Origin of the sequence: Nocardia arthritidis, from assembly GCF_011801145.1 — a bacterium.
Classification (GTDB): domain Bacteria; phylum Actinomycetota; class Actinomycetes; order Mycobacteriales; family Mycobacteriaceae; genus Nocardia; species Nocardia arthritidis_A.
Genome location: NZ_CP046172.1, coordinates 5,935,913 through 5,947,345, shown reverse-complemented (window position 1 = coordinate 5,947,345; position 11,433 = coordinate 5,935,913). Strand labels below are relative to the sequence as shown.

9 protein-coding genes are annotated in these 11,433 nt (G+C 65.6%); 5 read left to right on the top strand and 4 right to left on the bottom strand.

What is annotated here, in order from left to right:
- Positions 1-79: 79 nt before the first annotated feature.
- The 3 genes from F5544_RS26700 (at position 80) to F5544_RS26690 (ending at position 3,844) form a co-directional block, all read left to right on the top strand.
- Positions 80-982: an AurF N-oxygenase family protein gene (locus F5544_RS26700; RefSeq protein WP_167475728.1), complete on the top strand. Its 903-nt coding sequence runs from the start codon at positions 80-82 to the stop codon at positions 980-982.
- Entirely contained in the window at positions 979-2,412 is a 1,434-nt protein-coding gene (locus F5544_RS26695) for a DUF4873 domain-containing protein (protein WP_167475727.1), read from the top strand. The genes F5544_RS26700 and F5544_RS26695 overlap by 4 nt, the downstream gene beginning before the upstream one ends.
- A 460-nt stretch (positions 2,413-2,872) precedes the next feature.
- On the top strand, positions 2,873-3,844 hold the full coding sequence (locus tag F5544_RS26690) for an ATP-grasp domain-containing protein (protein WP_167475726.1): 972 nt from the start codon (positions 2,873-2,875) through the stop codon (positions 3,842-3,844).
- Between the two features lie 10 nt (positions 3,845-3,854).
- Here the strand turns inward: F5544_RS26690 and F5544_RS26685 are convergent, their stop codons facing one another.
- From F5544_RS26685 to F5544_RS26675, 3 genes are all read right to left on the bottom strand, one after another.
- Positions 3,855-4,382, bottom strand: a complete 528-nt coding sequence (locus F5544_RS26685) for an NUDIX hydrolase (protein ID WP_167475725.1) — start codon at positions 4,380-4,382, stop codon at positions 3,855-3,857.
- A 64-nt stretch (positions 4,383-4,446) separates the two neighbouring features.
- Positions 4,447-5,877 carry a DUF4915 domain-containing protein gene (locus F5544_RS26680; protein WP_167475724.1) on the bottom strand — a complete coding sequence of 477 codons (1,431 nt, stop codon included), beginning with the start codon at positions 5,875-5,877 and terminating at the stop codon, positions 4,447-4,449.
- A gap of 159 nt (positions 5,878-6,036) precedes the next feature.
- A complete protein-coding gene (locus tag F5544_RS26675) occupies positions 6,037-7,320 on the bottom strand; it encodes a wax ester/triacylglycerol synthase domain-containing protein (RefSeq protein ID WP_167475723.1) in 1,284 nt (427 codons plus the stop codon).
- Between the two features lie 405 nt (positions 7,321-7,725).
- On the opposite strand from F5544_RS26675, the gene F5544_RS26670 reads away from it, so the two are divergent.
- Together F5544_RS26670 and F5544_RS26665 are read left to right on the top strand one after the other, a co-directional pair.
- Positions 7,726-8,283 carry a hypothetical protein gene (locus F5544_RS26670; protein ID WP_167475722.1) on the top strand — a complete coding sequence of 186 codons (558 nt, stop codon included), beginning with the start codon at positions 7,726-7,728 and terminating at the stop codon, positions 8,281-8,283.
- Between the two features lie 131 nt (positions 8,284-8,414).
- Complete coding sequence (locus tag F5544_RS26665) at positions 8,415-10,718, top strand: MMPL family transporter (protein WP_167475721.1); 2,304 nt, start codon at positions 8,415-8,417, stop codon at positions 10,716-10,718.
- Here F5544_RS26665 and F5544_RS26660 read toward each other — a convergent pair.
- Complete coding sequence (locus F5544_RS26660) at positions 10,621-11,355, bottom strand: hypothetical protein (protein WP_167475720.1); 735 nt, start codon at positions 11,353-11,355, stop codon at positions 10,621-10,623. The genes F5544_RS26665 and F5544_RS26660 overlap by 98 nt on opposite strands.
- Positions 11,356-11,433 lie beyond the last annotated feature (78 nt).

The window sequence follows — 11,433 nt, the reverse complement described above, 5'->3', positions numbered from 1 at the left end:
GCTATTGACCGGTACAGTGTGTATCACTAATCTGTCTGTAACAGCTTGTATCGGTTATTCGAGAGTCGGAGAGCTGGCCATGGGCAACGAAGCCGCCGCAACCATCGCGCAGGAATCCTTCGCGCAGCGACTACTCGCCGGATCGGTGAAGAAGTCGTACGACCCGGTCGTCGATATGGACTGGGACGCGCCGCTGGATCCGGACAAACTGTTCCTGCCCGCCGAGGTGGTCTCGCTGTACGGCACCGAACTGTGGGAGGCGATGACCCCGCAGCAGCGGCGCGAGCTGTCCCGCCAGGAGCTGGCCAACGTGCTGTCCATCGGCATCTGGTTCGAGAATCTGCTGAACCGCCTGCTGCTGCGCGAACTGCTCGCCGGCGATCCGACCACCAGGCATTCGCACTACACGCTCACCGAAATGGGTGACGAATGCCGGCACATGATGATGTTCGGCAAGCTGATCGATCGCATCGAGGCCCGCCCGTACTGGCCGCGCCGCGGCGGCAGGCTCGCGATCGGTGTGCTGCCGCTGTTCCTGCGCGGTTCGATGACCTGGGTCGGTGCGCTGGTCGGCGAGGAGATCTTCGACGCGCTGCAGCGCCGGACGCTCGACGATCCGCAGTTGCAGCCCTTGGTATCTCGCGCCATGCGCATCCACGTCACCGAGGAGGCGCGGCATATCGGCTTCGCCCGCGACGCGCTGGCCCGGCGGGTGCCCACCATGTCGCGGGCCGAGCTGGCGTACACGAAACTCTGTGTGGCCGTTGCGGCTCCGCTGTTCGTCTATCTGATGACCAACCGGCACATGTACACCCGCGCCGGGCTGGACGGCAGGGCCGCCCGCCGGATCGCCGTCCAGAATCCGTTCGCCAAGCGCGCCTTGGGCGTCGGCGCCGCCAACCTCGGTCAGTTCCTCGACAAGCAGGGGCTGATCGGGCCGGTAGGCAAGTGGGTCTGGCGGCGCAGGGGCCTGTGGGCATGAGCGGGGGAGAGCCCGAAATCCTGGTTGTCGGAGCGGGTTTCGGCGGTATCGGGATGGCGGTCGAGCTGCGCCGGGCCGGTATCGACGACTTCGTGATCCTGGAGCAGGGCGACGATCCCGCGCCGCGCACGGCGGACAAGTACGACATCCTGCGGCATATCCGATTCCGGTCGGAGGTGGTCGCACTCGACTTCGACGACGCCGAGGACCGGTGGTCGGTGCGCACCGCCGAAAACTCGCTGTGGCGCCCGCGAGTGGTCGTGCTGGCGCCCGGATCGGGGTTCGAGCCCGCGTTTCCGGCATTTCCGGGCCGATATTCCTTCCGCGGCACCAGCTTTCACGCCGCGCGCTGGAACGACGGCATCGACTGTGTCGGCAAGCGGGTGGCGGTCGTCGGGAGCGGTGCGCTGGAATTCCTGCCGGAGCTGGCGAAACAGGCTGTGCGCGTGGCGATATTCCAGCCTGCTGCACCGAAGTCGTTGTGGCACAGGCTGTTCGAACACGGCCCCGGTGTGCGGCGGCTCTCCCGGTGGATATCCGGAAAATATGATCCGATTGCGCGACACGATAATGCCGAATTGGTTACGGATCCGATCATGCGGATAACCGAATCGGGTATCGCCACCGCCGACGGCCGGGAGCGGGAATTCGACGCCATCGTCTACGGAACCGTATTCGGGATCACCGACCGATTCGCCGATCGGCATCTCGTCGGCGCGAATGGGCTGACCATTCAACAGGTGTGGCGCGATGGCCCGGAAGGGTTTCTCGGCGTCGCCGTGCACGGATTCCCCAATCTTTTCCTGATCACCGGCCCGAATTGCGGTGCCGGGCGCCGATCCGGCCTTTTCGTGATCGAGGCGCAGGCCCGCTATATCCGCCGATGCATCGAACGGATGCGGCTGACCGGGAGCACCCGGATGGAGGTGCGCGCCGCGACCCAGCACGAATTCAACCGGCGGATGCGGGCGAAATCCGCGGACGGGTTTCACAATTCGGGCGACCGGTTCCAGGACGAGCAGGGGCGCGGCCTGACGGCCTGGCCCGGATCCAGCGGGTCCTACCTGCGCACCATGCGTCGATTCGACCCGAACCACTACGAACTCACCGTGCCCGCCGACCGGGAACCCGCGCACGAATACGCGGGCCCGGCGCTGCTCGACGCACCGGGTTCGGTGCTGCCGGTGGAGGTGGCGCTGAGCGGTCACCCGGACCCGACCGACGGCCTATACCACTGGTACGGACGGATATCCGCGACTACGAGTTCCGATTTGCCCGATCCGGGTCGGTCCGAAGTATTTCTCACCATTCCCGGCGGCGCCGCGACCCCGGCCCGCCTGCAGGAACGGGATCCGTGGGGGAATCTGCGCATCGTCGGCATCGGCGTGCCGCCATACCCGTTGGAGCCAGCGGAGATCCACAGTTCCTAGGGTTAACCGTGTCTTAACCCCGTAGCGTATTGATATGACGCTCAACGTCGCCGCGACCTGTATAGTCCCGGTGCGGCGGGAGGACTCGCCCCAGTTACGGAGGGAGTCCGGGCAATGACCGCATACAGGGCACGGTGGCTCGCAGCGTCGATGGTCAGCGGGGGCGGAAATTCCGGACGCACCGTCGAGTGCAGTGGTTCCGCGTTCGCGCCCGGGCCGGTTCCCGGCCCGATGTCTGCGTCGTATCCTGTTGTGCCCCACCCGATCCGGGCATTGACGCGACAATTCGTCCTGCCCGTCTGCTGGGCCATGCGCGAAAGCAGTACCGTCGCGGCGGGCTGACCCCGTCGCGATCCGAGGAAAAAAACGATTTCGGCCGCCGGCTCTTCCGGACGGCCAAGCCATGGTTCCGCATCGACCTGTGCGGAATCACCGTCATCTCAGCTGACAAGGGGTTCGTGTGGAAGTCGATGAGTTGGTCGTGGTCGCCGATCACAGTTCGACGGAAGGCAGCAGGAACGTGCTTGCGGGAGCGGCCGAATCGCTCACCGGACGCCCGCCGCGGCTGATCGACGCCCGATATTTCATGACCGGCGGCGGTGGCCGGGTCCGATTGCTCGACGGCATGCTGCGCCTGGAGGTGCCGTCCGAAAACCTCGCCATCACAGCGTCGGCGGTCGTCGTCTACGAGATCGCGCCCGAGCTGCGGGCCGGGCTCGCGCCGTTCCAGCATCAGCTGCGCCGGTTCGGTGCCCGTTCGCTCGGCACCGATGTCGAGGCGTGGCAGATCGCCACCGACAAGCACCTCACCGTGGAGCGGCTCGCCGCCGCCGGTGTCGGGCAGATGGAATCGGTCGGCTCCCGCGACGCCGGACCCGGCGGCATGGTCGCCGCGTTCGAGCGGCTCGGCGGCGACGTCTGGGCCCGGCCCACCACCGGCACCTGTGGTGAGGACGTCTTCCACGTCACCAGTTACGACCAGCTCGACGAGGTGGCCGGATTCTACGACCGGTTCGGTCAGGATTGGCTGATCTCCAGGGACGCAGGCAATTTCGACGCGGCAGGCCATCGCCACCAGTACCGGGTGGTCGTGCTGGAGGGCCGGGTGCTGCGCGCGGCCGAACACGTCCAGCTCGACCCGGACGCACCGTGCAATGTCGCGCGCGGCGCGGTGTCGACGGCCGTCCCGCTGCACGATCTGCCGCCCGGCGTCGCCGAATTGGGCATTGCCGCCACCGAGGCGCTCGGCCTGCCGTTCGCCGGTGTCGACCTCGCCCCGGAGAGCGGCGGTGTGGTTTTCGAGGTGAACGTGCATCCGCGGATCAGCCCGAAATCCGCGGTGGACGTGGCGATTCCGTATCTGATGGCGCATCTGGCCCGGTCGGGCACCATCGCGCCGGAGGCGGAGCTGGCCACCGAATTCGTCTGCTAGCCAAGACGATTCAGTGCCGGTGCAGTTCGGCGGCGAGTGCGACCAGTTCGGGTAGGTAGTCGCCGTCGGTGCGGGCGAAGCGCAGCGCCGCGTCCAGCGGGAAGGCGCGCACCTCGACGATCTGTTCGGCGTCGGGCGGATTGGTCGGCGTCGCGGTGAGCGCGACGTCGACCGCGACCCACAGCCAGGCCTTGTTCGGGTGCGGATGCCAATCCCGGTACGGCACAGGGTCTTTGGCGGTGGCGTAATGGGCGCCCAGCCAGGTCGGCGGACCCGTCGGCCGGGCGCCCGCCTCCTCCAGCAGTTCCCTGGCGAGGCAATCCTCGATGGATTCGTGCTGTTCGCGGGTGCCGCCGGGCAGCAGCCAGCGGTCGCGGTCGTCGCGGCACAGCACCACCTCGGCGCCGGTGAAGCACACCGCGTGCACGTTGGTGACCAACTCGTCGGGCGGTGGGTCGGTGGAGAATTGGACGTCGAGATTGCCCCATACCCAATGGGTCGGCCGGTGCAGCAGCGGATATCGCTCGGCGTAGCTCACGACCGCGCCTCGCCGGCGCTCGGCTCCGTCGCTAGCAATGCTGCTGTGCCTATGGTTCGCTCGCTCACGACTCGACCGTATCGGGTCGCGGTGCGGCGGCCCGAGACCGGTCGGCCGGTCCGGCGAAAAACGTTGGCTCTAGCACACTTTCGGTGACATTGTGCACCGATTTTACTGTGCTGCTGCGGGTTTCGCTGTAGCAGCCGTTGGTGGCCGCGCGTGGTGTGGAGTCGGTGCCGCGGGTGTTGTTCCCGCATATTGTCACATCGAGATCGAGATAATTCGATCTGCCGGTTTCATCGAAACTCTGGCCGCCGTCCTGGGCAGCGGTGATCCGCAGTCGATAGCATCCGGGGTTCCGGGGCGCACGGGCTCGAACCGGAACGGTCAACATCGATCCGGGTGGCAGGCTCGCGCCGAGGGCCGCGGTGATCTCCTCGGTGGGAACGATGTCGCCGTTCGCGTCGTACCAGCGGTGGATGATCTTCGTTGGATGCGGTGGCGCCGGCGTCAGTATCGCGGTTCCGATATTCGTGATCGTGCAGTGCAGCGACAGCAGAACGCCCGCCGGGAAGGGGTTCACCGGGGGTGCGTCGACGACTATATGGACGCCCTGCTCCTCGGGGCTGACGAGCTCGCCGACCGCCCAGAGCCGACGAGGCTCGATCCCCAACCCATCGAACATCGCCCACTGCCCTTGTTCGTGCACCCTGGTCGCGTTCGTCGCGAACCCACGCCGTAGGCCGTCGAGCAGAGTTTCCGGAACCATGGACAGCGCGTAGATCTCCCGTGCCGGACAGTCCGCTCGGGCGATCGGCCTCAGGGTTTCCCTGTCGATGGCGACGACGCTCGCGGTTCCCTTGGAACCGGCGGCGTGCCGGTCGGCGCTCAGGCCGACGAATAGGTGCCGCTCGGTCACCAGCAGGCCCCTCGGCCAGCCCGGTAGCGATTGTCGCCGCAGCACTTCGCCGGTCGCATGGCCGACCTCGATGATCTCACCCGCGGCGGAATTGCAGACCAGCCAGGACGTGCCGAGGAAATAGGGATTGTGTGGCGCGTGCAGACCGCCGAGTAATTGCCGACCGGATTCGAGGTCGATGACACATCCGTTCGCCGGTTTTCCCGCCGCCTGCCAGCCGCGGCGATGTTCGTAGCGGCCGAAGGCGCACACGGCGATTCCGCCGTCGAAGGTGGCGAGGCTGTTGAGATGCCAGCTGTCCACTTCGCCGGGCGCCGTCCAGCACCGGACGACACTGCCGTCCGCGGCGATCCACTGCACCTGGTTCTGTATGGTGGCGGCGATCAATATTCGGCCATCGATGGACATGACATCGTGCGGCATGGAGATGTTGTCCAGCCGTCGATAGTTCAGCACGCCGATATGGTCATAGGCGACGAGTTCGGCCGGATTTCCATCCGTACTCCACAGGCAGCGATAGAGCTTACCGTCGGAATAATCCATACCGGTGCTGGAGAGGTGGTCGATGCGCTCCACTTCGGATCCGATAGCGAATAGCCCGCCACCTACCGAATGATAATTATCGAAACACGACGCCAATAGCCGTTGATCGTCCGGAATCAATTCGGCGAATTCGGGCGGTACAGTGCCCGGCTTGCGACCCATAGGTTGCTTCATCCCCCTTCGTCGCCGCGCTTACAGCGCTAGTTCCAACTCATCCACCGCCCGACCCCAAAGCGATGGCAACTCTTCCGTGCCGGCTATCCGAGCGTCGGCGACCAGACCGGCGGCGAGGTCGTTTTGACAGGTAACGAAAGCCACCTGCAACGGGCGCCCGGCTGGTAATCCCATCACCGGCGCCAATGCCCGCATCGGTCGCCCGCCGAGCGACACCGTTCCGTCGAATCCCACCCCTACATTGGCGGCCACGACATGTGCGAAACGGGGGCTCATGATTATCTTGACGATCGCTCTCGCCAGCCATGTGGGCGCCCCGCGACCGAAAGCGGCTCCTGCCGCACGTCGCCCTCCCGCCTTGGCCTTCGCGGTCTGGGCGGCGATGAGCCGGATACGCCGGACCGGGTCGGGCTCCCCGCAGGGAAGGGCGACCCGCACGAAACTCACGCGGTTGCCGATCCGGCTCAACTCCACATCGTCGCGTGCGCTCATCGGCATCAGGCACCACAGCCGCCGCCCGCGCCGCGACAGGTCGTGCCACGGCGATCCGCGCCAGTCCCGCAGCACACCACTCAGCGTGGCCAGCAGGATGTCGTTCACTGTCACGACGTAGCCATCCGCGATTTTCCGGAGGGTGTCGGCGGGAGTGAATGCCCAGTGATAGTCACGGTTTCCGTGGAGCGCCGGCGGCCCGAGCCGGGCCGCCGGAGGAAGTAGGCTGCTCATCGCGCTCGCGGCACCGCGAACAACGGCCAGTGGGCTCGGCCCGACAATCCGCCCCGGAGGCACCGGACCGGCGGTCTCGCCGTCTCCGTGTGTCATCGGCGTCCCCGCGGCCGCACCGAAGGTTCGAATGATCGCAATCAACGATTGTCCGTCGCATATCGCATGGTGGGCCACGAACAAAGTGGCGAACTCACCTGGCGCGTGGCCGTGAATGAGCCACAGCCGCCAGGGTGGCAGGTCCGGCGTGAAGCGCTCGGCCAGCAGACCGTTGATCGTCGCGCGCAGACCCGCTTCACCCGAGTCGGCCGGGGCAACCGATTCCCGTACCAGCGCAGTGAGATCAATGGGCATCGGGATCAGTCCGGTCGGATGGCGTCGGTCGTGCACCAACCGGCACCGCAGTCGCGGCACCACATCCAGACACGCGTCCACCCATTTGATCACGTCATCCAGCGACGGCGCCGCGCCGTCGAAGAGTCCCAGCGCCCCGATCCCCGGATTCGCCCGCGGATGAGTGCGCTCATACCAGAGAAAAGCTCGATCGAACGCGGATAAAGACTGCCCTGCCAACGTCACGACACCTCGCGATCTTGGGGGAGATTCGAAGTGCAGATGCTAACCTACGTGCCCGCCGGCGCGGCTCGCTTTCGCCGATCCGGCGCCCGTCGGTCACACGGAATACGTTCGGCGACAATACCTTCGGTACTCTTCGTCGTCAGCACCACAGCGATCCCGATCGACTGATCACGCCGCTATCCGGTCGGTGGCCTTCCTGAGCCACCGACCAGGATCCACCCATCCCCGGGCGGCGCCGTACCGAACATGATGCGAAGTCGGTTGTTGCCGAGCAGAAATGATTCGTTCGAAAAACCATACGAAGGGATTCCTGTGAAAATAGGACGATCGGAAAAGCGAGAGCCGGTGAGTTCGATGCGATGCCGAAAGGGAATGGGTTGGTCGGCTTTTCTTACCGCAGGACTGTTGAGCGCGGCCGCTTTCGGATACAGCGTTCTCAACGCCCAGGACACATTGGCGGACTCGGATAACGACTCCTCGGCAAGCGAGTTCGACTGTAACGGTGTCAACGGTAAAGTCGTGATCGCGAAGGATAGCGGACAAGTCAACGCTACCGCAGGGGAGGGCGATCTCCATGTTCCTGCCGAAGATGACAAAAGGTGTAATGTGCCGGGCACGGACATAGGTGATGCAACAACATTGAAGTTCACCGAGTCCGGTAATACCTGTGTGATCGAGTCGTCCGGCATCGAAGGGAAAGAACAAGAAGCGAGTGGTGGCGAAGACAAGATCTCCACGGGGAACATCAGGATCACCATTCCGCTCGGTGCGGGTAGGCCGACAAAGCCGGCGAAGTTCGAGGCGACAATAAAACTTACCCCGGACAGCAAGCACAAATCGGATGCCCTCACTGTCAGTGGGACCACCACCACCGCTGTGATTATGAAGTCATGCGACAGAGGAAATCTCCCGACCGGCACTTTCACGGTGAAAGGCGATGTTCACGTCGTCGAGCCGAAATAGCGAACGGTCGTGTCCCTGAGTGAAATCATCGCCGATTCACAACGGCGAATCGAGCGATATGAGCAGACGCTGTGACCGGCATGCGGACGAGCGGCACCGAGAGAACAAGCGGCCCAACGCGCTCCGGGGGCATGCTGCCGTGGCTGGCGGTAACCATGGTCCGATACCGACGCCGGGTCTACCTGGGATGGCTGATCGCGACGATTGCCGGGCTGATCGGACTGCCGCACCTACTGGGATCGATCCTGGCTCCGCCGATCGAGGTGTCGGGCTCGGAATCCCAACGGGTGAGCCGGATTCTGGCGGAGCGTCTGCCGACACTAGGCGACGAACCTTCCATCGCGGTGTTGCATTCCTCCGATCGCCGGACAGCGGACCCGGCATTTCGAGCGGCGATCGATGCCGGCATGGCGGCACTGGGACACGAAAAGGGAGTCTCCGGGGTCCTCCTGCTACCGGTGGCGGGTGACCCCGACCAGCCATTGGCGTTGCCCGACACATTAGAACCACTGCGGCCGCTATTGCACGACGAGCACACGGCATATCTGTTGGTGGGCTTCTCCGGCGACGATCGGCACCGTCAGAAAAGCGCGCCGGTGTTGCAGACCGCCGTCGACCGCGCGACGCAGGCGGTATCCGGCGGTGCGGTCCGTGCATATCTGGTCGGACCATCCGTATTCGGTCACCAGGCCCAGCAGGTCGAGGTCACGGATCTGCGGCATATCGAACTCGTCGCGGTACCGCTCGCGATCGCAGTGCTGTGGTGGGGTCTGCGAAAACCGGTCGCGGCATTGGTGCCGGTACTGATCGCCGCTGCGTCGACGCTGGTAACCCTCGGTGTATTCGCCCTACTGACCCGGATTTTCACGGTTGACGGCATGCTGCTCGTCGGGATCAATGCGATCGGATTGGGTATCGGCATCGACTACGCATTGTTCGTGATGAACCGCTACCGGGAGGAGTTGGCGGCCGGAGCGGCGCCGGAACGGGCGATCAGTGCCGCGTTGTCCACGACCGGCCGCACGGTGCTGTATTCGGGACTGATCTTGATCTTGGCGTCCATGGCCCTGTTCCTCGTTCGCTGGCACGTATTCATTCAGGCGGCGATCGGAACCATGGCGGTGGTCGTCGTGGTGATGGCTGCCTCGGTCACATTGCTGCCGGCTGTTCTGGTGTCGCTGACGCCGTGGCTGGCGTGGCGAACCCCGCCGACCGGCCCTACCGCACGGGTGGAATGGCTGACTCGCTGGGTCGAGCACCTCATGCGACACCCATGGCCGTACACCATCGCTGTCACCGTCGGATTGCTGTGTGCGGCAATCCCGATGACCGATATGACGATAGGTACCGACCCCGAACGTCGGGCGATGGCGGACACGCCATTCGCCGCCGGTCTCACCATCGCGGAACACGAACTGCCGGGCATGCGGGCCGCGGTGGCCGTTCTACTGGAACGGCCGGCTGACGGCACCGAAGTGGACAGTCGACCACTCGAGGCGGCCCTGCGTGCGGATCCGGATGTCGCCGCCGTTACCTCCCTCGACAACGGTGTCGACCTCACCGCCATCCTCGTCCTGCCCGGCCACGTCGTCGACTCGACCACGGTGACGCGGTTGGTGCAGCGGATCCGCACACAGATCGTGCCGGGTGCCATACCGCCCGGTGTCTCCGCGCTGGTCGGCGGGCCAGGCGGAACCGCGGCGGACATCCTCGGCGAGACGGCGGTCAAGCTGTGGTGGGTGGTCGGCTGTGTGCTGGCCCTGATGTTCGCCCTCCTGCTTGTCATGCTCCGCAGCCTGCTACTCCCGCTGAAGGCGATATTGATGAGCCTGCTCGCCACCGGGACGGCGTATGGGCTCGTCGTGTTGGTATTCCAGCGCCACGGCGGCGATTCCGCGGCCGGCCCGGCGGTGATCTGGCCCCAGGTGCCGCTGATCGTGTTCGTCCTGCTGTTCGCGTTGTCCACGGATTACGAGTTGTTCCTCGTGCGTCGGATACAGGAGGAATACCTGGCGACAGGGGACAATCGCCGTGCGGTCGCCACCGGCCTGCAGAGTACGGCGCGCCCGATTTCGCTTGCCGCGGTGATTCTCGCGGTCGGGTACGGCAGCCTGCTGGCGTCGCGAATGAACGGCCTGCGGGAACTCGGATTCGCCGTCGCAACGGCTTTGATCGTCGACGCGACGCTGATCCGGCTCGTTCTGGTGCCCGCATTGATGCAGATCATGGGCCGTTGGAACTGGTGGCTTCCAGCACCACCCGCATTCGCCGGTCGATGGATGCGATCGAATCGAAGGACGGGTGGCCGGGCTCGAGATCGAATCGGTGTGGCGGTTGCTATTCGGTACCGCCGATCTGTAGATGCAGATGTGTCCGGTAGCGCCTGCGCCGGTGCGGCGCCACCGGGCATCCGGGATGATCCGGATGCCGGATGAGGCTCGGTTCGCCGATGGCGGTCGGCGGGCCCGCCGGATCGGGTCCGGTCGAGCGGTCCTGCCACTCACCGGCCGCGAAATCGTAGACGCTGCGGAAGAAGTCGGCGACGAACATATCGCCGTCCGGATCGCCGAGCGGATGCGCGTCCGGTTCGTCCAGGCGGTAGCGCAGCGATGGCCCGGCGTGCGCGGGCCAGTCGCCGCCCGGGGTTGCGGCGGTGGCGACGCCACCCCAGTGGTCAGCCACCGTGATCCGGCGGCGCACCTCACCGACGAGCATGACGACACCCGCGACATCGATCGCGCGGCCGGTGCGGTGGCTCTCGCGCAGCGCCGCGCAGTGACCGCCGGCGTCGAGCAGCAGTTCGGTGACGCCGAAATTGTCCCGGAGGAATTCGGTGAACCTGATGAGCGCCAATGCGTTTCGTGGGTCGAGGAGACCAGGCCGGTAGGGTGCGCCCGCGGTGTCGTGCAACCGGACACCCGCGATGATCCCGGGTGTGTGCGGGCCGAGACCGTCCAGTAGCACCCTGTTCGCCGTCGACGGTTCGGCAAGACGAATTACCTGTTCGTTCGCCAGCTTCCGTAGCCGCGCGTATGCCGCGGCACAACTCATCGCACGCGCCGGACCCGGCATGGCGCACCTCCCGATCACCTGTGCGCCCACCCGAAACCCGGTGACGCGTACCGAGGATCGGACAGACGCGCCGTAAGG